Raw genomic sequence first — 25,856 nt, forward strand, 5'->3', positions numbered from 1 at the left:
TTTCTAAACTGCGGCCCCAAAAAAATTGTCCGGCGCGGCGCCGCGAACGGCTCGCCCGCGCCGGCTCAGTCCCCGCGGGCGAGGTCGGCGGCGTCGCGCCCGACGACCTGCCGGAGCGAGGCGATGCCGGCCTCGCTCATGCGCCGCAGGAGCCCGTCCTTGATGCGCCCGACGAGGCCCGGCCCCTCGTAGACCAGCGCCGAGTAGAGCTGCACGAGGCTCGCCCCGGCCCGGATCTTGGTCCAGGCCGCCTCGGCCGAATCCACGCCGCCGACCCCGATGAGCGGCAGCGCGTCCCCGACGCGCAGGCGCGTCTGGGCGAGCATCCGCGTCGCCGGGCCGAAGAGCGGCCGCCCCGAGAGGCCGCCCGTCTGCCGCGCGAGACCCTGCTCGCGCAGGCTCGCCGGGCGGGCCACCGTGGTGTTGGACACGACGAGGGCCTGGACCCCGCGCCGCTGCGCCGTCGCGCAGACCGCGTCGAGGGCGTCGAGCGCCATGTCGGGGGCGATCTTGAGGAGGATCGCCGCGCCGGCGCCTGCCGCGTCCCGGGCCTCGACCGTGCGGGCGAGCAACTCGTCGAGGAAGGCCTCACCCTGGAGGTCGCGCAGTCCCGGCGTGTTGGGCGAGGAGACGTTGACCGTGACGAAGTCGACGAGCGGCGCGAGGGCTGCGGTGCAGGCGGCGTAGTCGGCGAGGCGGTCGGCGGATTCCTTGTTCGCGCCGATGTTGACGCCGACGATACCGGCTCGCCCCCTCCGGGCGCGCAGACGGTCGGCCACCACCTCCAGCCCCTCGCTGTTGAGGCCGAAGCGGTTGATCACGGCGCGGTCGTCGGGGAGGCGGAAGACCCGCGGCCGCGGGTTGCCGGGCTGGGGCCGCGGCACGACCCCGCCGACCTCGACGAAGCCGAAGCCGAGGCCCAGCAGCGCGTCGGGAACGCGCGCGCCCTTGTCGAAGCCGGCCGCGAGGCCGACCGGGTTGGGGAAGCGGCGGCCGAGCAGGTCGACGGCGAGGCGCGGGTCGTCCGCCGGCCGCGGCCCCGCGGGCAGGAGCGCCAGGGCGGCGAGGGTCAGGTCGTGCGCGCGCTCCGCGTCGAGGCGGTGCAGCAGCGGTCTGACGAGGGGGAAGGCGGCCGCGATCATGCCGGCAGGATCCCGGCCGGGAAGGCGTGCCGGCCGTCGGCGCCCAGCGGCATATCGTCCACCGCGACCACGGCGGACAGCGGTAGCGGGCCGTAGAGATGCGGGAACAGGTCGCCGCCGCGAGAAGGCTCGTAGCGCAGGCCGTCGCCGAGGGCGTCGGCCTCGACCGCGACGAGGAGCAGGTCGTCCTGCCCGGCGAAGTGCCGGGCCGCCGTCTCGGCGACTTGTGCGGCCGTCGAGAAGTGGATGAAGCCGTCCTGATGATCGATCGGGGCGCCCGTGAACCGGCCCGCGGCCTCGGCCTCGCGCCACAGAGGGCGCGGACAGATCTTGTAGATGAGCGGCATCGAAGCTCCTCGGAGACGACGCTGCGATAGAGGCGCGGGGCCGCGGCGGCAACCGCGCCGCGCCCCGCCCGATTCGAGGAGCGATTGCAATCTGCCGCCCGTAGTTCTACTTTCCTACGACTAGGCTGGACGTCACACAGCCCCGTCCGGACCGGCAGAGCGGATCCGGAAAGCAGATTGTCAAGTATCTCCGCGCGTACCCGGCGGGTGTCGAACGGACCCGGCGGGCGAACCGTCTCCGTGCCTCCGAGGCAGCCGGATCCCGGCTGGTGAGACGGGGGTGCCGGCCCGCTCAGGCTGAGCTTCCGAGCCCGCTATGCTGTCGCACGAGCAGATCTGGAACGCCATCGACCGGCTCGCCGAGCGCCACGGCTACTCGGCCTCGGGCCTCGCCCGCCGCGCCGGCCTCGACGCGACCAGCTTCAACCGGTCGAAGCGCGTGGGCGCCGACGGCCGCAAGCGCTGGCCGTCCACCGAATCCGTGTCGAAGGTCCTGGCCGCCACCGGCTCGAGCCTCGACGAGTTCCTGAGGCTCATCGAGGCCCGCGAGATCCCCGCCCGCACGATGGTGCCGCTGATCGGCCTGACCCAGGCCGGGGCCGGCCGCCTGTTCACCGACGAGGGCATGCCCACCGGGGGCGCCGGCTGGGAGGAGATCGAGTTTCCGGATCTCGGCGAGGAGCGGGCCTTCGCGCTGGAGATCCAGGGCGATTCCATGCTGCCGCTGTTCCGGGACGGCGACGTCCTGATCGTGTCGCCGACGGCCAGCGTGCGCAAGGGCGACCGCGTCGTGGTCCGCCTGCACGGCGGCGAGGTCCTGGCCAAGGAGCTGCGGCGGCGCACCGCCCGGACCGTGGAACTGGCCTCCCTGAACCCCGAGCACGAGGACCGGGTCCTTAATCTCGGCGAGGTGGCCTGGATGGCCCGGGTGATGTGGGTGCGCCAGTAGGCGGTGCCCGGACGGGTCGGCACGCCGATCGACGCGCGGATCCACCCGCGGATCCACGCTTGGCCGTGAGGCCGTTCATCGCTATCGCTGGCCCGTCGCGGACCTTCCGCATCCGCTGAGCGCGAACGCAGCATGGCGCAGCCCGGGACGGATCACAGCGCGGCCGAAGGCGGGTCGCTGGCGGACGAGGCCCGCGCGCTCCTCGACGCGCTGCCGACGCCCAGCCTGGTGCTCGATCCGCAGGGCCGTGTCCGCCACGCCAATCCCGCCCTGGAGCGGATCGCCGGCTACCCGGCGGAGCGGCTCGTCGCGCAAGGACTCGATCTGATCCTGGCGCAGCGCACGGGCCCCCTCGATCCCGCCGGCGCCGAGCCTCAGGAATTCCTGGCCACGCGCGCGGACGGGACGAGCTTCTGGGCCCGCCTGGAGACGGCGCCCCTGCCCGGAACCCCGTTCCGCATCGGCCAGATCCGCGACGAGACGGCCCGGCGCGAGGCCGAGGGCGCACTCGCGCTCTCCCGCCAGCGCGAGGCGCTGGGACTCCTGACCAACAGCGTCGCCCACGAGTTCAACAACTTCCTGCAGATCCTGATCGGCTACATCGACGGACTCAAGCGGCGGCTCGGGGACCGGCAGGAGCCGTTCGTCCAGCGGGCGATCGCCCGCTCGGCCGACGCCACCGAGCGCGCGGCGATCCTGACCCGGCACCTGCTCGCCTATTCGCGCCGCATCGCGCCGGACGTCCGGTCGGTCGACCTCGACGCCATCGTGGCCGACCTCGCCGCCCGCCTCGAGCCCGACCTGCCGCCCGGGATCCGCCTCACCGTGGCGGCGACGCCGGGCCTGCCGCGGGCGATCAGCAATCCCACGCAGATCGAGTTCGCCCTGCGGCATCTCGTCGCTAATGCCTGCGAGGCGATGCCGTCGGGCGGGACGCTGACCCTGTCGACCTTCCGGGTGGATCCCGGCGACCGCTCCCTGCAGCAGCCGGGCCAGGGGAGCGTCGGGATCGCGGTCAGCGACACCGGGCAGGGCATGTCGCCCGAGATGCTCACCCGAGCACTGGCGCCGTTCCAGACCAGCCACGAAGCGGGGCGGGGCGCGGGCCTCGCGATCGTGCACGGCCTCATGAAGCGGCAGAACGGGACCATCACCCTCGACAGCCGCAGCGGGGAGGGGACGCAGGTGCGCCTCTCCTTCCCGGCCGCCCCGGAGCGCACGCTCCACTAGCGCCGTGCCATTCACGCGATGGCCGCGACGGGCGGGCTCGGAATGCGCCGCTGCGATCCGGTGGAAAACGTCGCCCGGGCGACGGCGGCCAGGACTAAAACCGCTGCCCGACCGTTCCCATATCGTCACTGGCGCTCCGCGCCACCCGGTTCTCGTCCTCTGAGGCGTGTACATGTTTACTGAGATTTCGCGCCGCCGGCGTGTGGCCGCCCTCCTGGCGCTGGCCGCTGCGCTGACCGTCGCGGCACCCGTCGTGGAAGCCCGTCCGGGCGGCGGCGGGTCTGTCGGGTCCCGCGGCTCGCGCACCTACACGGCGCCCTCCGCCACGCCGACCGCTCCGGGCGGCGGCACGACGATGCAGCGCTCGCAGACCGCGCCTTCGCCCGGCATGGGCAGCCCCGGCATGCAGGCCCCGGCCGCGCCCGGTCGCCGCTTCGGCGGCGGGTTCTTCGCGGGCCTGCTCGGCGCCGGCCTGATCGGCGCGCTGCTCGGCGGCGGCTTCTTCGGCGGTCTCGGTGGCCTCGCCTCGATGATCGGACTCCTGTTCCAGGTCGGTCTCGTCGTGCTCGTGGTGATGCTGGCCCTGCGGTTCTTCCGCCGCCGGAACGAGCCGGCCGGCGCCGGCGCGCCCTACGCCCGCTCGTCGCTCGACGATCAGCCGGGCGCCCGCGGCCCGATGGGCGGCGCTCCGGGCGGCCCGGCTCCCGGCGGCATGTTCGGCGGTGGGCAGCGCCCGCCGCAGACGCGTCCGGTGCAGATCGGCCCGGCCGATTACCAGGCCTTCGAGCGCCTGCTCGGCGACATCCAGGACGCCTACTCGCGCGAGGATCGGGTGACGCTGGGCAACCTGTCGACGCCCGAGATGGTCAGCTACTTCGACGAGGAGCTGCGCGGCAACGCGGCCCGCGGCGTGGTGAACAAGATCTCGGACGTGAAGCTGCTGCAGGGCGACCTCGCGGAGGCCTGGGGCGAGGACCGTACCGACTACGCGACCGTGGCCATGCGCTACGCCCTCAAGGACGTGATGATCGAGCGGGCGAGCGGCCGCGTCGTCTCCACGGACTCGTCCGAGGCGACGGAGCTCTGGACCTTCCTGCGCCAGCCCGGCCGCGGCTGGGTGCTCTCGGCGATCCAGCAGACCCGCTGACCCGGCAGCGCTCCGGCCTCCGGGCCGGAGCCACGGCTCTCCGTCAGGCCGGCGTCCCCACCGGGGCGCCGGCCTTTCTGTGCGCGTCCCACCGATTGGCGAGATCGACGAACCCGGACACCGGGATCTCCTCGGCGCGCGCGGTCTCGGACAGGCCGGCGGCGGCCAGCAGGGCGCCGGCCTCGGGCGTCAAGGCCTTGAGGCTCTGGCGCAGCATCTTCCGCCGCTGGCCGAAGGCCGCCCGGGTGACGGCTTCGAGCGCGCCGGCGCGGCAGGGCAGGGGCTGGGCGCGCGGCACCAGCCGGACCACGCTCGAGGTCACCTTGGGTGGCGGCACGAAGGCCGAGGGGCTGACGTCGAACAGGATCTCGGCCTCCGTGCGCCAGCCGCAGAGGACGCCGAGCCGGCCGTAATCGGCCCGCTCCTCCGGGCCGGCGACGATCCGCTCGGCGACCTCCCGCTGGAACATCAGCACGGCCTGGTCCCACCAGGGCGGCCAGACCTCCCCGTCGAGCCAGCCGGTGAGCAGGGCGGTCCCGACATTGTAGGGCAGGTTGGCGACGATCCGCGCCGGGGCCTCGCCCACCAGCGGCCGCGGGTCGAAGGCGAGGGCGTCGGCGTCGACCACCTCGAGCCGGCCGGGATAGTGGGCAGCGATCTCGGCGAGGGCCGGCAGGGCGCGCGGGTCGCGCTCGATCGCCACGACGCGGGCGGCGCCCTCGGCGAGGAGCGCGCGGGTCAGCCCCCCCGGGCCCGGCCCGACCTCCACCACGGTCACCCCCGCGAGCGGACCGGCCGCCCGGGCGATCCGGCCGGTCAGGTTGAGGTCGTAGAGGAAGTTCTGGCCGAGCGCCTTCTTCGGCTCCAGGCCGTGGCGGGCGACGACCTCGCGCAGCGGGGGAAGACCGTCCCCGGCGCTCATGCTGGCTGCCTCACAGCTCGTCCTCGGGATCGAAGTGGCGGGCGCCGACGGGCCGGGGACGGCCGGCATAGACGCTGAACGGGATGATCTCGGCCCCGGCGGGGGCCTCGCTCCGCGCGGCCGCGTTGGCGGCCAGCCGGTCGGCGAGGCGCAGGGCCGCCACGAGGCTGTCCGGCCGGGCGACGCCCTGGCCGGCGATGTCGAAGGCCGTCCCGTGGTCCGGCGAGGTGCGCACGAAGGGCAGGCCGAGGGTGACGTTCACGCCGTCGTCGAACGCGATCGTCTTGATCGGGATCAGGGCCTGATCGTGCGTGGGCGCGAGGGCGACGTCGTAGGTCTCCCGGGCGCGGGCGTGGAACAGGGTGTCGGCGGGGAGCGGCCCGCGGATGTCGATGCCCCGCGCCCGCAGGCGCGCCACGGCGGGGGCGAGGACGTCGCGGTCCTCCCGGCCGATCGTCCCGGCCTCGCCCGCGTGAGGGTTCAGGCCGGCGAGGACGAGGCGCGGCTCGGGCAGGCCGAAGCGCTCCCGCAGGTCCCGAGCGACGATCGCGGCGGTCTCCTCGACGAGCTCCTGGGTGAGCAGGTCCGGCACGTCCCTCAGCGGCACGTGGATCGTCACCGGCACGACCGAGAGGCCGGCGCTCCAGATCATCATCACCGGCCGGGGCGGCGTCACGCCGGGCGGCACCGCGAGGGCGGCCAGGAACTCGGTGTGCCCGGGATGGGCGAAGCCCGTCCGGGTCAGCACGAACTTGGCGATCGGGTTGGTCACCACCGCGCTCGCGCGCCCGGCCTTCACGAACTCCACCGCCGCGGTGATCGACTCGATGGTCGCGCCGGCGTTGCCGGAATCGGGGACGCCGGGATCGGCGGCGACGCGGGCGCCGCTCGGCAAGGGCACCACGGGGAGCGCGCGCGGAAATACCTCGGCGGCCGTCTCGGGATCGACCTCCGCCACCGGGACGGGGCGGTCGAGGCGGTGGGCGAGGCGCTCGACGAAGTCGGGATCGGCCACCAGGAAGAACGGCGGCAACGGATCCGCCCCGCCGCGCCCGAGCCACGCGCTGAGCGCCAGCTCCGGGCCGATGCCGGCGGGATCTCCGAGGGTGAGGGCGAGGGGCGGCATGGGCGCTCTATAGCGCCCGCGCGGCGCGGGCGCATCCTCGGCGGCTCAGACCGAGCGGCGGGATCGCGGCGGGCGACGCGCCGCCGGTCCCGGTTCCTCAGCGGATCGAGGCGATGCCGTCGGCGGTGGTGGCGGTCCCGACGTTCTGGCGCAGGTCGGCCTCGCCCAGGGTCTTCAGCTCGACCCGCAGCAGCACGGTCTGGTTGCGCTCGCGGACACCCGTCGCGGTCGCGATCGGCGAGTTGATGTAGTTCAGCGAGACGGTGGTGCACTCGTCCTGGTAGCCGCCGCCGAAGCTCGCGCCCGACAGGTAGAAGCGGCCCGGGTTCTGGTAGATCGGCACGGTCCCGATCGGGTTCGCCAGGTACGAGCTCAGCGCGTCCGTGTAGGTGTTGCGCACGTCGAGGTAGTGGGTCAGGTCGACGAGCAGCGAGCCCGACACGAACCAGTTCGGCGTGATGTTGTAGGTCGCGGTGGCGGTGATGCCCTCGCGGTAGTGGCTGTAGCCCAGCAGCGGCTGCGCCTCGTAGTACGAGTAGAAGGCCGAGACGGTGAGCGGCAGGAACGGCGCGAACCGCGCCGTCGCGCCGGTCTCGAACCGCGCCACGTGGAAGTCGGACTGGTTGAACCGGGCCCGGCTGATGAACGTGATGTTCTGGTTCGGCGAGACCTGGAAACGCCCGACGAAGTCGGAGCGCTGCGTCTCGAGCCCCGAATCGAGGCCGGTGTTGGCGATGTCGCCGCGGCGGAACGAGTTGACGCCCGCGAGCTGGATGGACTCGCCGAACAGGACGTTCGCGTACCAGCCGGACGGGGTCACGACGGAGTACTGGCCGCCGAGATTGGTGCGCACGCCGCCCTCGACCCGGTCGTAGCCCGAGAATTTGTCCCACTCGAACAGCGAGGTGTCGTCGAAGACGAGGCTCTGCGCGTCCTCGTTCGGCAGGCGGCCGATCCGGGTCTCCGACGGGCGCGCGATGATCTGGCCGATCGGCTCCAGGGTGTGGACGCCGAGGGCGCCGAAATTGGCGACGAACGGGTAGCGGTAGTCGAGGCCGATCGCCGGCATGACCCGCCCGGCAAAGCCCTGATCGACGTGCGCGACCTGCGGGACGAGGTCGTTCTGGTAGCCCGAAAAGCTCGTGCTGTTGAAGAACGCGTCCGTGCGCAGGTAGGCGAAGGGCGTGAATTTCTGGCCCAGATCGTCGATGAAGCTGCGGCGCCAGGACAGCTCCGCGGAGGCGCGGGTGTTCGTGCCGGCGAGCCCGTCGATGGCGCACAGGCCGCGCTGGAAAACCGTGCAGGTCTGGTAGAGCGGGAAGCTGACGCCGTTGACGCTCGGCGAGAACAGGTAGCTCGAGGTCCGCGGCAGGCCCTGGTACTGCGTGGTCTCGCGGGTCAGGCTGGTGATGTTCGCCTGGAAGCGCACCTCGCCGCCGATCTCCGATGGGCCGTTGATCCGCTTGTCGTAGTCGATCACCGGCGCCACGATCGGCTGCTGCTTCTGCCAGTCGAAGCTCGACAGGCCCTTGAAGTAGTAGCCCCGCGCCTCGAACCACGAGCGGTCGCCCTGGCCGATCAGGAAGGCCGTCGAGGTGGCCTCACGGAAATAGTCCGTGGTGATGTTCTGGTTGCGGATCCGGTAATTGTCGAGGAACCACTTGTCGGTCACGCCGACGAGGTCCCAGCCCGTGCGCCAGCGCGGGTTGATGTAGAACCGGCCCTGCGATTCGACGGAGCCGCGGAAGTCGCGCTCGCCGGCGCCGAGGGGGCTCGGCAGGAACGCCGAGGGCGTCGTCTGCGAGATGCCCGACAGGCGAATGTTGTAGAAGCCGTTGTCGATCCGCTGGCGGAACTCGCCCTGCGCGAGCAGGCCCTGGCGGCTGAGCAGGGTCGGCGTCAGCGTCAGGTCGTAGTTCGGCGCGAGGTTTATGAAGTACGGGAGCGACACGCCGTTGCCGAGCGCGGTCGTCGTGACGAAGCGCGGCGTCAGGAAGCCGGTCTTGCGCTTCACCGTCGGATCCGGCGCCTCGAAATACGGCAGGTAGGCCACCGGGATGCCGGCGATCTCGAGCGTCGAGTCGTCGAAGTAGACCGTGTGGGTCTCGTTGTCGTGGATGATCTTCTTCGCCTTGATCTGCCACAGCGGCGGCGTCTCAGGGTTGTCCTTGCACGGCTCGCAGGCCGTGTAGCTGCCGGACTCGAAGCTCGTCTGCTCGCCGTTCAGGCGCTCGGCCCGCGGCGCGGAGAAGCGGGTGCGCACCGTCTCGAACTTCCGCTGCACGGTCTGCTGCCCGCGGAAGGCGTCGACGAAGCCGGTCTTGAAGTCGTCGGTGAGCTCCATGCGCGCGCCGGTCACGACGCCGCCGTCGGCCTCGGTGAGGCGGACATTGCCCTCGGCGAAGACCCGGCCGGAATTCCGGTCGTAGCGCACGCGGTCGGCCTGCAGGGTCCGGGGGCCGTAATGCAGCTCGGCGTTGCCCCGGGCCGTCACGGTGCCGCGGTCGTTGTCGTAGATCAGCTCGTCGGCCTCGACGAGCAGCTTGTCGCCGGGCTTGCCGGCCGCGACGGCGGGCAGGCCCTGGGCATGGGCGGACAGGCCCCCGGCCAGTGGCGCGGCGAGCGCCAGCGCGGCCCGGAAACCAGCCTTCCGCAGGATGTCGGCGACCTTACGCAACGCGCGTCCCAACCCCTGTGACGTCTGCCGCCACCAACCTCAACACCCGTCTCCCGTCCCGCGAAGGATCGCGGAAGTCAGCCGTCTTCCTGGTACAGAAGCGTGAGCGTACCGAGAAGACTGCCTACCACGGCCGGGAACCAGGCCGCCACCGGTGCGGCGACGAGTCCGGATGCTCCGAGCCCCTCCATGACCTGTCGGACCACGTAGAGGGCGAAGCCGGCCGCGACGCCACCGAGGACGAGTTTACCGACACCACCAAAGCGGAAGAACCGTAAGGAAACGGTTGCGGCGACGATGACCATGGCCACGAACAGCACCGGCCGCGCCCACAGGACATCGTACTGGAGACGGTAGCGGGTGGCGTCCAAACCGGCCCGCTCGGTCCGCGCGATCGTTGTGGGAAGTTGCCAGAAAGGCACAGATTCCGGGGGGGTGAACCCCTGACGCACCTGTCCGGGGTCGAGGTTCGAGGCGATCAGGTAGGTGTCGAACGACTCAGGCGGTGCGCCCGGTGTGAGAACGCGCACATCGGAGAGCTCCCAGTAGCCGTCGTGGAGCGTCGCGCGGGCCGCGACGAGCTGCTCGGCGAACTTGCCGGCGTCGTCGAAGGTGAAGACCGACACGCCCGCCAGGGTGGTCGTGCCCTCGATGGCGGTCTCGGCGCGCAGGATCGCCTCGCCATCGAGGCCCTTCTGGCGGATCCAGAGGTCCTTGCCCGAACTCGCCTTGGTGGATTTGGCGAAGATCTTCGCCTCGATCTCGGTGGAGCGCTGCTTCAGCATCGCGGAGACCGGGTTGTAGACGCCGACCGCCAGCGCGCCGAGGGCGAGGGCCACGAAGAAGCCGGGCTGCAGGAACTGCCAAGCCGAGATCCCGGCCGCGCGGGCGACCACCAGCTCCAGCTTGCGCGAGAGCTGGAGCAGGGCCGCCATGGAGCCGAACAGGACCGCGAAGGGCAGCACGCCCTCCGCCACCGCGGGGGTGCGGTAGAGCGAGAGCTGCGCCATCAGGCCGGCGGACGCGCCCTGGGCCTCGCCGGCGCGGCGGAGCAGCTCGACGAAGTCGAGCGTGTAGACCAGCGCGAACACGGTGATGAAGACGCCGAGCACCGTGCGGAGGAACCGGGCGGCGAAGTACCGCCCGAGGGTGGGACCGATCAGCATCATCGGATCTAGGCCGCCGGCGCGAGGCGCGGGCCGCGGAACCGGCCGCGGACGGCGCGGGCCAGGGCGGCGTTGAAGGCGCGCGCCCGGGGCCCGTAGAAGATGAGGAGGCTCGACAGGAGGATCGCGAGCAGCGGCACGCCGTAGACCGCCAGGACCGCCGCGGGGCTGCGCGCGGCGGCGCTGACCGCCGCGAAGCCGCCGATGCGCAGCGCCACGACGGCGACGATCGCGCCGGCGATCGCGACGCCGCGCCCCTGCCGGGTCGTGCGGGGATCGCCCAGAGCCGCGAAGGCGATGAAGACCAGGGCCAGCGGGTAGAGGCAGGCGGAGAGCCGGTCGTGCAGCTCGGCGCGGAACCGGCCCTTCTGCAGCTTGTAGTAGCCCTCCGTCGTGTCGGGGAACAGGAGCTGCGCCGTCGAGCGCTCGCGCGGCTTGTAGATCGTGTCGGAATCCGGGGGCGCGAAGGCCGCGAGGTCGATCGTGTAGCGCTCGAAGGTCAGGATCGAGGAATCGCGCGAGTCCTTCTGCTGCTGGTGGACGCTGCCGTTCTCCAGGATCAGGTAGCTCTGCCCGTCGACGTCGACCGCGTTGCCGCGCTCCGCGAGGTAGACCTTGGTCTTCCCGGCCTCGCGCCGGTCCTGGATGAACAGCCCCTTGAGGGTGCCGCCCGGCCCGCGCTCGCGGAAGTGGAAGGTGATGCCGTTGTCGAGCTGGGTGAACTGCCCTTCCTTGACGACGTTCGCGATGAAGTCGCCGCGCACCCGGGTGATCACGTCGCGCAGCTCCTGGAAGCTCGCGGGCATGACCACCACGACCAGGAATCCCACCAGGAAGCTGACGAACAGCGCCAGGGTGAGGAAGGGCCGCAGCAGCGAGCGCGGCGGCATACCGGCCGCCGACATGACGATCAGCTCGGAATCGCCGTTCAGCTTGTTGAGCGCGTAGATCGTGCCGATGAACAGCGCCACGGGGGCGATGACGACGACGAGGGTCGGCAGCGACAGGCCGGTGACGAAGAGGAAGACCAGCAGCGTCTGGCCCTTGGCGGTCACGAGATCGAGCTCGCGCAGGGCCTGGGTCAGCCAGATGGTGCCCGTCAGCCCGATCAGGCAGGCGAGGGTGGCGCCCAGGGCGATCCGAAAGATGTAGCGCTCGATCTGCCTCATCGGCCCGGCAGTCCCGCTCGTCCTCTCGCGCCCTCGAGGCGGCAGGGACCCGACAAAAGGGGCGATTCCAGGGCTGTCACGCCGCGTTGCGTTCTCCGTCTCAGCGGCTACACAGGGCGGATCGCCCGCGCCTCGGCGCGCGGGTGCGTAGTACGGCTCCGGACTAACGGGCAGGGCGACGGGTATGGCGGACGGTATCGAGATCGGTTTCGGTCCCCTGGAGCAGAGCGGCCAGGGCCCCGGCGGATCCGGCGATCTCGTGGTCTTCGTCGGCGACGACCTGTCGCTCGGGTCGGCTGCCCGCGAGGCACTCGGCGCCTCCGGGGCGGATCTCGTGGCCCGCGCCGCGGCCTCCGAGAAGTTCAAGGGCCGCTCGCTCAGCGCCCTGTCCCTGCCGGCCCCGGCGGGCGTCGGTGCCGACCGCCTCGTGGTCGTGGGCCTGGGCTCGGAGAAGGACCGGGCCAAGACCGACTGGCCGGCGCTCGGCGGCTTCACCGCCGGCAAGGTGGCGGGACGGACCGCCCGGGTCGTGCTCGACTGGCCGGGCGCGACGGTCACGGCGGCGCAGGCCGGCGAGTTCGCCCTCGGCGCGCGCCTGCGGACCTACGCGTTCGACCGCTACAAGACCAAGAAGAAGCCCGACGCCGACGACAAGACCGTCACCGCGCTGACCCTGCTGCTCGCCGATCACGGCGCGGCCGCCCGCGAGGGCGAGGGCGCCAAGAGCCTGTCCGACGGCGTGGTCCTGGCCCGCGACCTCGTGAACGAGCCGCCGAACGTGCTCTTCCCGGCTGAGTTCGCCCGCCGCGCCTCGGAACTCGCCAAGCTCGGCGTCGAGATCGAGGTGCTGGAGCCGGCCCGGATGCGGGAGCTCGGCATGGGCGCGCTGCTCGCGGTGGCGCAGGGCTCGGCCCGCGAGCCGCGGATCGTGATCATGCGCTGGAACGGCGGCCCCGCGGCCGAGGCGCCCGTGGCCCTCATCGGCAAGGGCGTCGTGTTCGATTCCGGCGGAGTCTCGATCAAGCCGGGCGGCGGCATGGAGGACATGAAGGGCGACATGGGCGGCGCCGCCGCCGTCGTCGGCGCGCTCCACGCGCTCGCCGCCCGCAAGGCGCGCTGCAACGTGGTCGGCGCCATCGGCATCGTGGAGAACATGCCGGACGGCGGCTCGTACCGCCCGTCCGACATCCTGACCTCCATGTCGGGCCAGACCATCGAGGTGATCAACACCGACGCCGAGGGTCGGCTGGTGCTGGCCGACGTGATCACCCACGTCATCCGCAGCACCAAGCCCAAGGCGATCGTCGACCTCGCGACGCTGACCGGCGCGATCATCGTGGCGCTGGGCCAGGACATCGCCGGCATGTTCTCGAACGACGACACGCTGGCGGGCAACATCCACGCTGCCGGCGAAGCGACCGGCGAGAAGGTGTGGCGGATGCCGCTGATCCCCGCCTACGACAAGGCGATCGATTCCAAGTTCGCCGACATGAAGAACACCGGCGGCCGCCACGGCGGCGCCGCCACTGCGGCGTCGTTCATCAAGCGCTACGTCGAGGACGTTCCGTGGGCGCATCTCGACATCGCCGGCGTCGCGATGTCGTCGAACGCCAGCGAGATCAACCGCAGCTGGGGCGCGGGCTGGGGCGTGCGCCTCCTCGACCGGCTGATCCGCGACCATTACGAGGCCCGCTGAGGCGGCGGCGGCTTTCCTGACCCCGCGCGCCTCTCCGGCTGATCCCAGCATGGCCGCACACGCCAACGCCGCGCTCGACCGGGTCGGCCCGGGCGCCGGGACGTTCGGAGGCCGCTCCGGCGGCCTTCTGGCAGCGGCGGGGCCGATCCTCGCCATGCTGGCCGCCCTGGCTCTCGTCGCGGCGACCGGCCTGAGCCAGCGCGACGCCGTGCCGGAGGCCCTCGAGCCCTGGATCTTCGGCTACTTCATCGGCCGCTACCCGCTCTTCGCCTTCGCACTGGTCTACGGGCTCGGCCACCTCGCGCGGGTGGCGACGGGCCCGGGCCCGGGCTCCGCGCCGCGCCGGATCGTGTTCGGACTGGCGGGCGCGGCCGCGCTCCTCGCCGCCGGGCTCTACCCGACCTTCGGCGGCCTCGTCCTGCGCGGCGCCTTCGCCACCGGGGGCATGGCCTTCCTCACCCACCAGCCCCTGTGGCTGGCCTACGGGCTCGGCGCCGCCGTGGGCGCGCTGACGTTCGGCGGCGTCCTCGGCCTGTTCGCGGTCGCGGCCAACCGGCCCCTGCGGCCGCGGCTGCGCCGGGTCGGCTACGGCGCGCTCGCCTTCCTGACCCTGTGGCTCGGCGCGATCCTGATCGGCCTCGCCTGCGACCTGGGCGTCGGCCCCTGGCCGCGGCGTGCGATGCGGCCGGAGGAGGCCGCGCTCGCCGCCGGCCTGCTGATCGCGGCGGCCCTGCCCCACAACGTGCTGGCGACATTGCGCCGGCATCGTCCAGCCCTCTGACCCCCCTGCCTTGCGGGCCGGCCTCCGTTCCCGCAGAGTCCGCGCGACAGGCGTTGCGGGACTCGGCCCCCGAGAGTCGGGCCCGCGGGAGGCATCGCGATGCATGAGGCGAACGTGATGGAGCACGGCGCTCGAGCCGCCACGGCCGGAGCGATGCCGGGCCACGGGGCCTCCGACCGGCCCTGGCTGCCCTTCTATCCGCCCGGCGTGCCGGCGGAGATCGACGTCGCGGGCCTCGGGACCCTGGTCGACCTGTTCGAGACCAGCGTCACCGACTTCGCCGACCGGCCGGCGATGCTGTGCTTCGGCTCGACCATGACCTACGCGACCCTCGGCCAGCAGGCGCGCGACCTCGCGGCCTGGCTGCGCGGACAGGGTCTGGCGAAGGGCGACCGCGTGGCGATCATGCTGCCGAACGTCCCCGCCTACGCCGTGGCGATCTTCGGCGTCCTCCTGGCGGGGGGAACGGTGGTCAACACCAACCCGCTCTACACGCCCCGGGAATGCGTGCAGCAGATCCACGATTCCGGCGCGCGGATCCTGATCGTCCTGGAGAATTTCGGCGCCACCATCGCGGCGGCGCTGCCGGACGTGGCCCTGGAGCGGGTCGTTCTCGTGGGTCCGGGCGACGGGCTGGGGCTGAAGGGGCGGGTGATCAACCTCGCGAGCCGGCACGTCCGCAAGGCGGTGCCGCCGTTCCGCCTGCCGGAAGGGCTGGCGATCCCGTTCGCCACCGTGCTCCGCCAGGGCCGGACGATGCCGCGCGCGTCCGCCGCGGTCGACCCGGAGGACCTCGCCTTCCTGCAATATACCGGGGGCACCACCGGCATCGCCAAGGCGGCGATGCTGAGCCACCGCAACATCATGGCGAACGTCGAGCAGTCGCAGCTCTGGTTCAACTCGAAGGATCCGAGCATCGCGCGCTGCGTGGTCACGGCGCTGCCGCTCTACCACATCTTCGCGCTCACCGCGTGCTTCTTCCAGTTCATGCGCAGCGGCGGCTCCTGCCTGCTGATCCCCAATCCGCGCGACTGCGACGGCATGGTCAAGACCCTGAGCCGCACGCGCTTCACCCACCTGATGGGCGTGAACACGCTGTTCAACGTCCTGATCAACCATCCGAAGATCGGCACGGTGGATTTTGCCCACCTCGACTTCGTGGTCGGCGGCGGCACGGCCGTCCAGCGGGCGGTGGCCGAGCGCTGGAAGGCCCTGACCGGCAACACGATCATCGAGGGCTACGGCCTGTCGGAGACCTCGCCGGTCGTGTGCGTCAACCCGCGGGGCATGCGCGACTTCTCCGGCACGATCGGCTACCCGCTGCCCTCCACGGAGGTCTCGATCCGCGCCGTCTCCGGCGAGCCCCTCCCGGCCGGGCAGCCGGGCGAGATCTGCGTGCGCGGCCCGCAGGTGATGCGCGGCTACTGGAATCGGCCGGAGGAGACCGCGCGGGCGATGACCGCGGACGGGTTCTTCCGGACGGGCGACGTCGCGATCCTGCAGGCGGACGGCCAGGTCCGGATCGTCGACCGGATGAAGGACATGATCCTCGTGTCCGGCTTCAACGTCTATCCGAACGAGGTCGAGGACGTGCTGGCGGCCCACCCGGCCGTGCTCGAATGCGCGGTGGTCGGCGCGCCGAGCGAGGAGACCGGCGAGATGGTGGTGGCCCACGTGGTCCTGAAGGACCCGTCGGTCTCCACCGATATCCTGCGGGCGCATGCCCGCACCCAGCTCACCGGCTACAAGGTTCCCCGCCGCGTGGTGCTCCACGAGACCCTGCCGAAGACCAATGTCGGCAAGGTGCTGCGGCGGATGCTGCGCGACGAGACGCCGCCGGCCTGAGCCTCGCCCGCGCGGCGGAAGACGGCCTGCGTCCCGGTGCCGCTCACGGGCGGCGTAACTCCTGCGCGCCGTTCGCCGAAAGGTGAGGCTGCGGCGCTTGCGCCCCTGTCGGCCGCGGCCGATCTGTGGGTTGTGCAGGCAGGAGATCCGAGGAGACGGCCATGTTGATCAAGCGCAGGCGCGGTTGGGAGATTCCGGAGCATCTGGCGACGCCGGAGGCCGTCTTCCTCAATCGGCGGGCCCTGATCGGCGGCGCGGCCGGGCTCGCGGCCGGCTCGCTCCTGGGTGGGCGCGCGGCCCTCGCGGCAGCGGGCGACCAGCCGCTCTACCCGGCGCCGCAGAACCTCGCCTACACGCTCGATCGCCCCCTGACCCCGGAGCGCTTCAGCGCCGACTACAACAATTTCTACGAGTTCGGCACGTCGAAGACGGTGCTGCCGGCGGCCAACGCCCTCAAGACGCAGCCCTGGACCCTGAAGATCGACGGGCTCGTCGAGAAGCCGTTCGAGATCGGCGTCGACGACCTGATCCGGAAGGTCGGCCTGGAGGAGCGTCTCTACCGTCACCGCTGCGTCGAGGCGTGGTCGATGGCGGTGCCCTGGACCGGATTCCCGCTGGCGAAGCTCGTGGCGCTGGCCAAGCCCGCCTCCGGCGCGAAGTACATCCGCTTCGAGACTTTCATGGACAAGGCGATGGCGCCCGGCCAGCGGGCGTTCTTCTATCCCTGGCCCTACACGGAGGGCCTGACCCTGGCTGAGGCCGGGAACGACCTCGCCTTCATGGTCACGGGGATCTACGGCAAGCCGCTGCCCAACCAGTTCGGGGCGCCGATCCGCGTCGCGGTGCCGTGGAAGTACGGGTTCAAGTCGGCCAAGTCGCTGGTAAAGATCTCGTTCACTGCCGACCGGCCGAAGACCTTCTGGGAGGGCCTGCAGGCCTCGGAGTACGGCTTCTGGGCCAACGTTAACCCGGCCGTGCCGCACCCGCGCTGGAGCCAAGCGACCGAGCGCGTCCTCGGCACCGATCAGCGCGTACCGACGCTGATCTTTAACGGCTACGGCGAGCAGGTCGCCGGCCTCTACAAGGGCCTCGAGGGCGAGCGCCTGTTCGTGTGAGCACGGGCCTGCCGGAGCCGCGCTGATCTGGCGCGGCTTCCGCAGCGACGATGCGGCTCCTACGCTGCCCGGCCGACGAGGTCGACGGTCCGCGGCCTAGCGCGGGCAGGCATGGGCCCGCTCGAAGGCCTGCAGATCCGCCACCGTCGCCTGCTCCTGGCGCGAGAGCGGCACGCGATCCATGGCGTCGTACCGGCAATCGGCGTTGCCGAAGGTCCGGATCGCGCGCGGCGTGGTGAAGCAGTAGCCGGCCTGCTTGTAGATCAGGTTGCGTTGGTACCAAGCTTCCGCGCAGTCATCCGCCATCGCGCCGGTGGAGCCCGCGACGAGGATCAGAGCGTAGAGAGCAGCGCGCATCGAATCGTCTCCGTGAGGAGCCGGATCCAACCATCGGATGCTCAGTAGGTCCAGCGCTGCGCCTTCGAGACGAGGAAGTCGCGGAACGCCTGCACCCGGGCGACCGAGCGCATCTCCTCGGCGTAGACGAGGTAGCTCTCCAGGCTCGGCATCTCGGTCTCGCGCAGCACCTGCACGAGCTGCTGGCCGCCATCCACCGCGTAATCGGGCAAGATGCCGATGCCGGCGCCGGCCTCCATGGCGCGCTGCAGGGCGCCGATATTGTTCACCGTCAGGTGGACCTGGCGCCGCTCGCGGCCCTCACGGCCCGCATCGGCGAGCCAGTGGGCGGCCAGCAGGTACGAGGGCTCGTTGCCGCCGAAGGAGACGAGGCGATGGTCGTCGAGCTCCTCGATGGTCTTGGGCTCGCCGAACCGCTTCACGTAATCCGGGCTGGCGAAGGCGTGGTAGTGCACGGTGAACAGCCGCCGCTGGATCAGGTCCGGCTGCGCCGGGCGGCGCATGCGGATCGCCACGTCGGCCTCCCGCATGGCCAGATCGAGCTCCTCGTTGGTGAGGATCAGCTCGATGCGCACGTCCGGGTAGAGGTCCAGGAACTCGCCGACCCGCTGCGACAGCCAGGACGTGCCGAGGCCGACTGTGGTGGTGACCTTCAGGTCGCCGGTCGGCCGCTCGGAGGTCTCGACGAGGCGGGCCCGGGTATTCTCCAGGCGCAGCTTCATGTCCCGCGCAGCGCGGAACAGCAGGTCGCCCTGCTCGGTGAGCAGGAGGCCGCGGGCGTGGCGGTGGAAGAGCGGCGCCTTCAGCTCGCGCTCCAGGGCGCTGATCTGGCGGCTGACCGCCGATTGGCTGAGTCCGATATCGTCACCCGCCTTGGTGAAGCTCCCCGCCTCCGCGACGTTGAGGAAGATCCGGATCTTGTCCCAGTCCAAGGCGAGAACCCCTACCAGCGCGCGCCCGCGGGTCGCGCCCGGGGTGGAGAATGGGCGCGAAGCGGCGGGCAGATCACCGGGCGAACTGCGCGGTGCCTCGTGCGGATGGCCGCTCTCGACACCGCGCGGGCATGCAATCGGTGCATCCCGGCGCAGTCAGCACTCCTATGCACACGGTGCATGGTCCTGCGCAAGCATAAGCAGCGCGAACTTGTTGAAATGCCGGGCCTGACGGCTCCGCGCGGGAGGTGCGGAAGCCCGTCCGGCCGTCATTCCGCCGCGGCGGCCTGGACCGGGCTCTCACCGATCTCGAGATTGGCCAGGAACTTCTCCGCCTCCAGCGCCGCCATGCAGCCCATGCCGGCGGCGGTGATCGCCTGGCGGTAGACGTCGTCCGTGACGTCGCCGGCGGCGAACACGCCCGGGATCTCGGTCTCGGTCGTGCCGGGCTTCACGGTGAGATAACCGCCGTGGCGCATGGGCAGCTGACCCTCGAAGATGGCGGTCGCCGGCTGATGGCCGATCGCCACGAACACGCCGTCGGCCTTCACCTCGCTGATCTCGCCCGAACGCGGATCCTTGAGACGGACGTGCGTCACGTTCGGTGCCGGCTTCTGCACGCCGCAGATCTCGGCGATCTCGCGGTGCCACAGCACCTCCACGTTCGGGTGCTTGAACAGGCGCTCCTGAAGGATCCGCTCGGCGCGGAAGCTGTCGCGGCGGTGGACCACCGTCACCTTGCTGGCGATGTTGGCGAGGTACAGGGCCTCCTCGACCGCGGTGTTGCCGCCGCCGACCACCACGACCTCCTTGCCGCGGAAGAAGAAACCGTCGCAGGTCGCGCAGGCCGAGACGCCGCCCCCCTGGAACGCCGCCTCGGATGGGATGCCGAGCCACTTGGCCTGCGCCCCCGTGGCGATGACCAGGGCGTCGCACGAGTAGGTCTCGCCGGAATCGGCCTCGAGGCGGAACGGCCGCTGCTTGAGATCGACCTTCGTGATGTATTCCGAGACGATCCGGGTACCGACGTGCTCGGCCTGGAGGCGCATCTGCTCCATCAGCCAGGGGCCCTGGATGGCCTCGGCGAAGCCCGGGTAGTTCTCGACATCCGTGGTGATCATGAGCTGGCCGCCCGGCTGGAAGCCGGAGATCAGCAGCGGCTCGACCATGGCGCGGGCGGCGTAGATCGCCGCCGTGTAGCCGGCGGGTCCCGAGCCGATGATGACGAGCTTGGCGTGGGTGTGGGCCATCTGTCTCGGTCTCCTCAGGCCGGTCCGGCCGCGCGGCGCGCGGCATAGGCGTCGGCGAGCGCCCGGGCGATCACCGGAGTCGCGTCGATCGGCTTGTACGTCAGATCTGCCAACTGACCGGTGAACGGTCGCAGCGCCCCGGCGATCGCCAGCCCGGCGAACATGCGCCGATGCCGGATATAGGTACGCGGCAAGTCGAACAGCAGGACCGGCGCGCCGGTGGACACCGCCTCGCTCACCATGTTGGCCGAGTCGGAGGTCACGACGATCGCCTCGGCGAGCGCCAGCATGGCCACGTAGGGGTTGTCGCCGCTCCCGTCCCAGAGGAACCCCCCGGTCTCGGCGGCGAGCACCTTCACGGCATCGCGGAGCGGGTTCGGCGTCCGGCGGGAGATCGTCACCATCAGCCGGCAGCCCTGCGCGGCCAGCCCGCGCAGATCCTCCACGAGGCGGTTCATGTCGGTCTTGCGGTAGCTCAGGTGACGGCTGTCGCCGCCGACCAGCACCGCCACCCGCGGGCCGTCGAGGCGCGCGAGCCGCGGATCCGGCCGGGCCCGGGCCGCGGCCAGGCGCGCCGCGGTGACGAGGTGCGGCGCCGTGAGCGTGGTGAAGACGTTGGGACCGCGCAGATCGTCGTAATCCGGCACCCAGATGAAGTCGGCGCTGTCGGCGCCGGTCCGCGGATCCTTCAGGAAGGCCGTGAACGTCCGGCCGCCGGTGGCGCGCCGCACGGTCCGCAGGTACGGGACCGACCGGCGGCCGGAGGCGATCAGGATGTCGGGGTAGGGGCCCGACAGGGCTCCGGCGCGGCGGCGCGGGCCCTCGCGCGGGTCTATCGGCCCCCAGGGCGCCATCCAGCCGAATGGTCCTGAGGCCGGCACCTTCCGGATCTCGAAGTCGAGACCCAGGGTCTCGGCGATGCCGACGCACTGGTTCTCGTCGCCGGCCTTGCCGTCCGTGACGATCCAGGCGCGGGCGCGGGCGAGCTCGGGCAGGCGCTCGCGCCGCGGATCCGGACTGCTGACCGGCGCGCTCTGCGCCTCCGACACGTCGATGCTTGCCATGCTCCTCACCAGATACGCCCCACGCTGCCGACCGGGGCCGGCGGCCGTCTTCTAATCCCGCGGCAGGTCGCGGGCGAGCCACTGGGCGTAGATGTCGGCGATGGCGGCGAGCCGGCGCTGCTCGAATTGCGGATCGTACCACGCGCCGCCGTAGCTCGACGGCGTCGCGGTCATCTGCGGGTAGCGCCCGAGCACCTGCCCCTTGGGCCCGACGAGCAGCGCCTCGCCCTCCATGTAGTCGGTCTCGAAATTGCCGCCCAGGCCGCGCAGGGAACCGCTGCCGACATAGGGCCGCAGCGACAGGCTCGTCACGACCACGACGAGGCGCGGCCCGCGGCCCCCGATGCGACCGGCGAAGTTCTTCCGGAGGGCGTCGGTCAGGTCGCCGGCCAGCGCCTCGGCCTGCAGCCCCGCGCCCTTGTTCAGGAGCGGCCGCACGTCGACCCGGACGTCGGAGAAGACCGGGGTCGGGGGAAAGTCGCTCGCCGCCGCGGACCCCGCGACGGCACCGAGGAGCAGGCCGGCGAGCCGGCCCCACGTACGCAGGCGCATCGGCTCAGCCGCCGTACTGGACGGCGACGACCTCGTAGGACTTGCCGCCCCCGGGCGTGGTGACCTCGACCGTGTCGCCGACGCCCTTGCCGATCAGCGCGCGGGCGATCGGCGAGGTGATCGAGACGCGGCCCGAGCGCACGTCGGCCTCCGGCTCTCCCACGATCTGGTAGGTCTTTTCCTCCTCCGTGTCCTCGTCGACGAGCTTCACGGTGGCGCCGAACTTGATCCTGTCACCCGAGAGCTTCGTGACGTCGATCACTTCGGCCCGCGCGATCATGCTCTCCAGTTCGAGGACGCGGCCCTCGTTGTGGGACTGCGCCTCCTTGGCGGCGTGGTACTCGGCGTTCTCCGACAGGTCGCCGAGCGCGCGGGCCTCCGCGATCGCCTGGATGATGCGCTGGCGCTCCACCTGCTGGCGGTGCTTCAGCTCCTCTTCGAGGGCTGCCAGCCCGCGCACCGTGATCGGAACCTTGTCTATCGCCATCGTCTCGCGCCACAATGAAGAGGCCCGGCCGAGAGTGCAGCACTCTCCCCGGGCCATGAAATGAAGTCAGCGGAACCCTGAGGTTCAGGCCGCGAAGTATTCCTGCAACGCGCGGACCTTGAGATCGCCTTCTAGATAGGCCTTGATCCCCTCGGCCGCGGCCATCGCGCCGGCTAGAGTGGTGTAATACGGCACCTTATGCAAGAGGGCCGCGCGTCGGAGCGAGCGCGAGTCCGAGAGGGCGCCGGCCCCCTCGGTGGTGTTCAGGACGAGGTGGATCCCGCCGTTCTTGATCGCGTCGACCACGTGCGGCCGGCCCTCCAGAACCTTGTTGATCCGCTCTGCCGGAACGCCGTTCTCCGCGAGGTAGCGCTGCGTGCCGCCGGTCGCCAGGATGGTGAAGCCGAGATCGGACAGGAGCTTCATGGTCGGCAGGATGCGGGCCTTGTCGGCATCCCGCACCGAGACGAAGACGGCCCCCGCCTTCGGTACCTGGGTGCCCGAGCCGAGCTGGCTCTTGGCGAAGGCCACGCCGAAGCTGGCGTCGAGCCCGATCACCTCGCCGGTGGAACGCATCTCCGGTCCGAGCAGCACGTCGACGCCGGGGAAGCGGGCGAAGGGGAAGACTGCTTCCTTCACGGCGATGTGCGGCAGGGTCTTGGGCTTCAGGCCGAAGGTCGCGAGCGGCTCGCCCGCCATGATCCGGGCCGCGATCTTGGCGATCGGCTCGCCGATGACCTTGGCGACGAACGGCACCGTGCGCGAGGCGCGGGGGTTCACCTCCAGCACGTAGATCGTGCCGTCCTTGATGGCGTACTGCACGTTCATCAGGCCGACGACGTTGAGCGCCAGCGCCATGGCCTTGGTCTGCCGCTCCAGCTCGTCCACGATCTCGGGCGAGAGCGAGCGCGGCGGCAGGGAGCAGGCCGAATCGCCGGAATGGATGCCGGCCTCCTCGATGTGCTCCATGATGCCGGCGATGAACACGTCCTTGCCGTCGCAGACCGCGTCGACATCGACCTCGACCGCGTCCGAGAGGTAGCGGTCGAACAGGAGCGGGTTCTTGCCCAGCACCGTGTTGATCTGGCCGGTCTTGTCGTTCGGGTAGCGGGCCTTCACTTCGGAGGGGATCAGGCTCGGCAGCGTGTCGAGCAGGTAGTCGGCGAACTGCGTCTCGTCGCGGATGATCGCCATGGCGCGGCCGCCGAGCACGTAGCTCGGGCGGACCACGAAGGGCAGGCCGAGCGTCTCGGCCACCAGCCGGCTCTGCTCGACCGAGTAGGCGATGCCGTTCTTCGGCTGCTTCATCGCGAGCTTGTCGAGGAGCCGCTTGAACTGGTCCCGGTCCTCGGCGAGGTCGATCGCATCGGGCGAAGTGCCGAGGATCGGCACGCCGGCGGCCTCGAGGGCGCGGGCGAGCTTCAGCGGGGTCTGGCCGCCGAACTGCACGATCACGCCGTGCAGGGTGCCGGCCTGCCGCTCGGTCTCGATGATCTCCAGCACGTCCTCGGCGGTCAGCGGCTCGAAGTAGAGCCGGTCCGAGGTGTCGTAGTCGGTCGAGACCGTCTCCGGGTTGCAGTTGACCATGATGGTCTCGTAGCCGGCGTCCGACAGCGCGAAGCAGGCGTGGCAGCAGCAATAGTCGAACTCGATGCCCTGGCCGATCCGGTTCGGGCCGCCCCCGAGGATCACGACCTTCTTGCGGTCCGAGGGCTCCGCCTCGTCGACGACGGTGCCCGCGAAGGGCGCCACGTAGGTCGAGTACATGTAGGCGGTGGGCGACTTGAACTCGGCCGCGCAGGTGTCGATCCGCTTGTAGACCGGGCGCACCGCCAGCGCGCGCCGGGCCGCGCTGACGGCGGCCTCGTCGGTCCTGGCCAGCACCGCGAGGCGGGCATCCGAGAAGCCGGCGGCCTTGAGCTGGCGGAAGGCGCCGGCCGTCTTCGGCAGGCCGTGGGCCTTCACGCGGTTCTCGAGGTCGATGATCGCCTGGAGCTGCTCGAGGAACCACGGGTCGATCTTGCAGGAGGCGTAGACCTGCTCGTGGCTCACGCCGAGCCGCAGGGCCTGCGCGACCTTCAGCAGCCGGTCCGGGGTCGGGGTGCCGATCGCCGCCTTGATGGCGTTGTGGTCGTCGCCCTTGCCGAGCCCCTCGATCTCGATGTCGTCGAGGCCGGTCAGGCCGGTCTCGAGCGAGCGCAGGGCCTTCTGAAGCGATTCGGCGAAGCAGCGGCCGATCGCCATGGCCTCGCCCACCGACTTCATGGCGGTGGTCAGCGTCGGCTCGGCGCCCGGGAACTTCTCGAAGGCGAAGCGCGGGATCTTGGTGACGACGTAGTCGATCGTCGGCTCGAACGAGGCCGGCGTCGCGCCGCCGGTGATGTCGTTGGCGATCTCGTCCAGCGTGTAGCCGACCGCGAGCTTGGCCGCGACCTTGGCGATCGGGAAGCCGGTGGCCTTGGAGGCGAGCGCCGAGGAGCGCGAGACGCGCGGGTTCATCTCGATCACGATCATGCGCCCGTTCTCGGGGTTGATCGCGAACTGCACGTTCGAGCCGCCGGTCTCGACGCCGATCTCGCGGAGCACCGCCAGCGATGCGTCGCGCATCACTTGGTACTCCTTGTCGGTGAGCGTCAGCGCCGGGGCGACGGTGATCGAATCGCCCGTGTGCACGCCCATCGGGTCGATGTTCTCGATCGAGCAGACGATGATGCAGTTGTCGTTCTTATCGCGAACGACCTCCATCTCGTACTCCTTCCACCCGAGCACGCTCTCCTCGATGAGCACCTCGTTGGTCGGCGACGCGTCGATGCCGCGCTCGACGATGTCGAGGAACTCCTCGCGGTTGTAGGCGATGCCGCCGCCGGTGCCGCCCATGGTGAAGGACGGCCGGATGATCGCCGGCAGGCCGACCTCGGCCAGCGCGATCAGCGCCTGCCCGATCGCGTGCTCACCGTAGCGCTTGCGCCGCTCGGTCTCGCCCGCGGCCCAGCTCTTCTCGTAGGCCGCCAGCGCGGCCTGGCGCGCCGCCGGATCGCTGTTCGCCGCCTCGATCCTGGCGATCTCGGCCAGGTAGGCCTGACGGTCCGCCTTCTTGGCGGCGGACGCGTTGGCGAGCGCCGATTTCGGGGTGTCGAGCCCGATCTTGGTCATGGCGTCGCGGAACAGGCTCCGGTCCTCGGCCTTGTCGATGGCCTCGGCGGTGGCGCCGATCATCTGCACGCCGTACTTCGCGAGCACGCCCATCTTCTGAAGCGACAGGGCGCAGTTGAGCGCCGTCTGGCCGCCCATCGTGGGCAGGATCGCGTCGGGGCGCTCCTTCTCGATGATCTTGGCGACGATCTCCGGGGTGATCGGCTCGACGTAGGTCGCGTCCGCCATGTCCGGGTCGGTCATGATGGTCGCGGGGTTCGAGTTCACCAGGACGATGCGGTAGCCCTCCTCGCGGAGCGCCTTGCAGGCCTGGGTGCCGGAATAATCGAACTCGCAGGCCTGTCCGATGATGATCGGACCCGCACCGATGATCAGGATCGAGGAGATGTCGGTGCGTTTGGGCATCGTGGGCCTTCTCAGGCCAAGCGCGCCCGATCGGGCACGGCTCGAGTGAGCCCTGCTCCCGGACGCGCGTGGCGGGAATGTCGTTGAGCCCCGCGTTTACACGGGCGACGGGCGCATTGGAAGGCCGGGACAACCGCGCAGTCTGGCCGCGCGCCCGGCGCATGGATGCGGCATCGATCCTTCGATTTGGAGGATTTATAAATTCTCACAAGAATTCATCGATTTCTTGCAGGAAATCGACGCCGGACTTTAAGCTCCGATGGGTCGGCCAGCGCGCCGATCGACATCATCATCGTTCGAGACCGAAAATGCCCAGGCGAGAGACACTCTTCGCGATACTTCTG

21 protein-coding genes are annotated in these 25,856 nt (G+C 71.1%); 7 read left to right on the forward strand and 14 right to left on the reverse strand.

The features are described 5' to 3' along the window. Nucleotides 1-65 precede the first annotated feature (65 nt). Both ACLBYG_RS03140 and ACLBYG_RS03145 read right to left on the reverse strand, forming a co-directional pair. Nucleotides 66-1,142, reverse strand: a complete 1,077-nt coding sequence (locus ACLBYG_RS03140) for a quinone-dependent dihydroorotate dehydrogenase (protein WP_447680565.1) — start codon at nucleotides 1,140-1,142, stop codon at nucleotides 66-68. Further along, nucleotides 1,139-1,489 carry a DUF952 domain-containing protein gene (locus ACLBYG_RS03145; protein ID WP_020093554.1) on the reverse strand — a complete coding sequence of 117 codons (351 nt, stop codon included), beginning with the start codon at nucleotides 1,487-1,489 and terminating at the stop codon, nucleotides 1,139-1,141. Before ACLBYG_RS03145 ends, ACLBYG_RS03140 begins: the two co-directional genes overlap by 4 nt. Nucleotides 1,490-1,805: 316 nt before the next feature. Between ACLBYG_RS03145 and ACLBYG_RS03150 the strand changes: the two genes are divergently transcribed. The 3 genes from ACLBYG_RS03150 to ACLBYG_RS03160 all read left to right on the forward strand — a co-directional run bounded on the left by ACLBYG_RS03150 (nucleotide 1,806) and on the right by ACLBYG_RS03160 (nucleotide 4,815). Continuing rightward, nucleotides 1,806-2,438, forward strand: a complete 633-nt coding sequence (locus ACLBYG_RS03150; protein ID WP_012317556.1) for a S24 family peptidase — start codon at nucleotides 1,806-1,808, stop codon at nucleotides 2,436-2,438. Between the two features lie 132 nt (nucleotides 2,439-2,570). Then, nucleotides 2,571-3,668, forward strand: coding sequence for a two-component system sensor histidine kinase NtrB (locus tag ACLBYG_RS03155; RefSeq protein ID WP_447680566.1), 1,098 nt, complete (start codon nucleotides 2,571-2,573; stop codon nucleotides 3,666-3,668). Between the two features lie 172 nt (nucleotides 3,669-3,840). Continuing rightward, nucleotides 3,841-4,815 carry a TIM44-like domain-containing protein gene (locus tag ACLBYG_RS03160; RefSeq protein ID WP_447680567.1) on the forward strand — a complete coding sequence of 325 codons (975 nt, stop codon included), beginning with the start codon at nucleotides 3,841-3,843 and terminating at the stop codon, nucleotides 4,813-4,815. Nucleotides 4,816-4,858: 43 nt separating this feature from the next. Here ACLBYG_RS03160 and rsmA read toward each other — a convergent pair whose 3' ends face one another. From rsmA to lptF, 5 genes are all read right to left on the reverse strand, one after another. Next, nucleotides 4,859-5,737 (reverse strand): 16S rRNA (adenine(1518)-N(6)/adenine(1519)-N(6))-dimethyltransferase RsmA, encoded by an 879-nt coding sequence (rsmA, locus tag ACLBYG_RS03165; RefSeq protein WP_056522390.1) that lies wholly within the window; start codon nucleotides 5,735-5,737, stop codon nucleotides 4,859-4,861. Between the two features lie 10 nt (nucleotides 5,738-5,747). Continuing rightward, entirely contained in the window at nucleotides 5,748-6,863 is a 1,116-nt protein-coding gene (gene pdxA / locus ACLBYG_RS03170; protein ID WP_091680149.1) for a 4-hydroxythreonine-4-phosphate dehydrogenase PdxA, read from the reverse strand. A 97-nt stretch (nucleotides 6,864-6,960) separates the two neighbouring features. Further along, the gene (locus ACLBYG_RS03175) at nucleotides 6,961-9,540 is read right to left on the reverse strand and encodes an LPS-assembly protein LptD (protein WP_091680147.1); all 2,580 of its coding nucleotides are present in this window, start codon (nucleotides 9,538-9,540) and stop codon (nucleotides 6,961-6,963) included. A gap of 77 nt (nucleotides 9,541-9,617) precedes the next feature. Further along, the gene (lptG, locus tag ACLBYG_RS03180; protein ID WP_091680187.1) at nucleotides 9,618-10,706 is read right to left on the reverse strand and encodes an LPS export ABC transporter permease LptG; all 1,089 of its coding nucleotides are present in this window, start codon (nucleotides 10,704-10,706) and stop codon (nucleotides 9,618-9,620) included. 8 nt (nucleotides 10,707-10,714) lie between these two features. Next, nucleotides 10,715-11,875, reverse strand: a complete 1,161-nt coding sequence (lptF, locus tag ACLBYG_RS03185; protein ID WP_447680568.1) for an LPS export ABC transporter permease LptF — start codon at nucleotides 11,873-11,875, stop codon at nucleotides 10,715-10,717. 184 nt (nucleotides 11,876-12,059) lie between these two features. Between lptF and ACLBYG_RS03190 the strand changes: the two genes are divergently transcribed. The 4 genes from ACLBYG_RS03190 to msrP all read left to right on the forward strand — a co-directional run bounded on the left by ACLBYG_RS03190 (nucleotide 12,060) and on the right by msrP (nucleotide 17,312). Continuing rightward, nucleotides 12,060-13,571, forward strand: a complete 1,512-nt coding sequence (locus tag ACLBYG_RS03190) for a leucyl aminopeptidase (protein WP_447680569.1) — start codon at nucleotides 12,060-12,062, stop codon at nucleotides 13,569-13,571. Nucleotides 13,572-13,620: 49 nt separating this feature from the next. After that, a complete protein-coding gene (locus tag ACLBYG_RS03195) occupies nucleotides 13,621-14,352 on the forward strand; it encodes a hypothetical protein (protein WP_447680570.1) in 732 nt (243 codons plus the stop codon). A 99-nt stretch (nucleotides 14,353-14,451) separates the two neighbouring features. Then, on the forward strand, nucleotides 14,452-16,197 hold the full coding sequence (locus ACLBYG_RS03200) for an AMP-binding protein (protein WP_447680571.1): 1,746 nt from the start codon (nucleotides 14,452-14,454) through the stop codon (nucleotides 16,195-16,197). 161 nt (nucleotides 16,198-16,358) lie between these two features. Then, a complete protein-coding gene (msrP, locus tag ACLBYG_RS03205; protein ID WP_447680572.1) occupies nucleotides 16,359-17,312 on the forward strand; it encodes a protein-methionine-sulfoxide reductase catalytic subunit MsrP in 954 nt (317 codons plus the stop codon). A 96-nt stretch (nucleotides 17,313-17,408) separates the two neighbouring features. Here the strand turns inward: msrP and ACLBYG_RS03210 are convergent, their stop codons facing one another. The 7 genes from ACLBYG_RS03210 to carB form a co-directional block, all read right to left on the reverse strand. Then, nucleotides 17,409-17,669: a YARHG domain-containing protein gene (locus tag ACLBYG_RS03210; protein WP_132366935.1), complete on the reverse strand. Its 261-nt coding sequence runs from the start codon at nucleotides 17,667-17,669 to the stop codon at nucleotides 17,409-17,411. Between the two features lie 41 nt (nucleotides 17,670-17,710). Further along, nucleotides 17,711-18,601 (reverse strand): LysR family transcriptional regulator, encoded by an 891-nt coding sequence (locus tag ACLBYG_RS03215; protein ID WP_012317569.1) that lies wholly within the window; start codon nucleotides 18,599-18,601, stop codon nucleotides 17,711-17,713. A 269-nt stretch (nucleotides 18,602-18,870) separates the two neighbouring features. Further along, complete coding sequence (trxB, locus tag ACLBYG_RS03220) at nucleotides 18,871-19,851, reverse strand: thioredoxin-disulfide reductase (RefSeq protein ID WP_447680573.1); 981 nt, start codon at nucleotides 19,849-19,851, stop codon at nucleotides 18,871-18,873. Nucleotides 19,852-19,865: 14 nt separating this feature from the next. Continuing rightward, a complete protein-coding gene (locus tag ACLBYG_RS03225; protein ID WP_447680574.1) occupies nucleotides 19,866-20,915 on the reverse strand; it encodes a mitochondrial fission ELM1 family protein in 1,050 nt (349 codons plus the stop codon). A gap of 51 nt (nucleotides 20,916-20,966) precedes the next feature. Beyond that, nucleotides 20,967-21,467: a hypothetical protein gene (locus ACLBYG_RS03230; protein ID WP_447680575.1), complete on the reverse strand. Its 501-nt coding sequence runs from the start codon at nucleotides 21,465-21,467 to the stop codon at nucleotides 20,967-20,969. Nucleotides 21,468-21,471: 4 nt separating this feature from the next. After that, nucleotides 21,472-21,948 carry a transcription elongation factor GreA gene (gene greA, locus ACLBYG_RS03235; protein ID WP_170855149.1) on the reverse strand — a complete coding sequence of 159 codons (477 nt, stop codon included), beginning with the start codon at nucleotides 21,946-21,948 and terminating at the stop codon, nucleotides 21,472-21,474. Between the two features lie 90 nt (nucleotides 21,949-22,038). Beyond that, nucleotides 22,039-25,512 carry a carbamoyl-phosphate synthase large subunit gene (gene carB, locus ACLBYG_RS03240; protein WP_447680576.1) on the reverse strand — a complete coding sequence of 1,158 codons (3,474 nt, stop codon included), beginning with the start codon at nucleotides 25,510-25,512 and terminating at the stop codon, nucleotides 22,039-22,041. Between the last annotated feature and the right edge of the window lie 344 nt (nucleotides 25,513-25,856).

This window comes from Methylobacterium sp. D53M, from assembly GCF_053345625.1.

Excerpts from the sequence above, each read along its gene's own strand:
- lptG (WP_091680187.1), bottom strand. The coding sequence starts at position 10,706 with ATGCTGATCGGTCCCACCCTCGGGCGGTACTTCGCCGCCCGGTTCCTC.
- lptF (WP_447680568.1), bottom strand. The coding sequence starts at position 11,875 with ATGAGGCAGATCGAGCGCTACATCTTTCGGATCGCCCTGGGCGCCACC.
- trxB (WP_447680573.1), bottom strand. The coding sequence starts at position 19,851 with ATGGCCCACACCCACGCCAAGCTCGTCATCATCGGCTCGGGACCCGCC.
- ACLBYG_RS03210 (WP_132366935.1), bottom strand. The coding sequence starts at position 17,669 with ATGCGCGCTGCTCTCTACGCTCTGATCCTCGTCGCGGGCTCCACCGGC.
- carB (WP_447680576.1), bottom strand. The coding sequence starts at position 25,512 with ATGCCCAAACGCACCGACATCTCCTCGATCCTGATCATCGGTGCGGGT.
- rsmA (WP_056522390.1), bottom strand. The coding sequence starts at position 5,737 with ATGAGCGCCGGGGACGGTCTTCCCCCGCTGCGCGAGGTCGTCGCCCGC.
- ACLBYG_RS03195 (WP_447680570.1), top strand. The coding sequence starts at position 13,621 with ATGGCCGCACACGCCAACGCCGCGCTCGACCGGGTCGGCCCGGGCGCC.
- msrP (WP_447680572.1), top strand. The coding sequence starts at position 16,359 with ATGTTGATCAAGCGCAGGCGCGGTTGGGAGATTCCGGAGCATCTGGCG.
- pdxA (WP_091680149.1), bottom strand. The coding sequence starts at position 6,863 with ATGCCGCCCCTCGCCCTCACCCTCGGAGATCCCGCCGGCATCGGCCCG.
- ACLBYG_RS03140 (WP_447680565.1), bottom strand. The coding sequence starts at position 1,142 with ATGATCGCGGCCGCCTTCCCCCTCGTCAGACCGCTGCTGCACCGCCTC.
- ACLBYG_RS03155 (WP_447680566.1), top strand. The coding sequence starts at position 2,571 with ATGGCGCAGCCCGGGACGGATCACAGCGCGGCCGAAGGCGGGTCGCTG.
- ACLBYG_RS03150 (WP_012317556.1), top strand. The coding sequence starts at position 1,806 with ATGCTGTCGCACGAGCAGATCTGGAACGCCATCGACCGGCTCGCCGAG.
- ACLBYG_RS03145 (WP_020093554.1), bottom strand. The coding sequence starts at position 1,489 with ATGCCGCTCATCTACAAGATCTGTCCGCGCCCTCTGTGGCGCGAGGCC.
- ACLBYG_RS03225 (WP_447680574.1), bottom strand. The coding sequence starts at position 20,915 with ATGGCAAGCATCGACGTGTCGGAGGCGCAGAGCGCGCCGGTCAGCAGT.
- ACLBYG_RS03230 (WP_447680575.1), bottom strand. The coding sequence starts at position 21,467 with ATGCGCCTGCGTACGTGGGGCCGGCTCGCCGGCCTGCTCCTCGGTGCC.
- ACLBYG_RS03190 (WP_447680569.1), top strand. The coding sequence starts at position 12,060 with ATGGCGGACGGTATCGAGATCGGTTTCGGTCCCCTGGAGCAGAGCGGC.
- ACLBYG_RS03160 (WP_447680567.1), top strand. The coding sequence starts at position 3,841 with ATGTTTACTGAGATTTCGCGCCGCCGGCGTGTGGCCGCCCTCCTGGCG.
- ACLBYG_RS03200 (WP_447680571.1), top strand. The coding sequence starts at position 14,452 with ATGCATGAGGCGAACGTGATGGAGCACGGCGCTCGAGCCGCCACGGCC.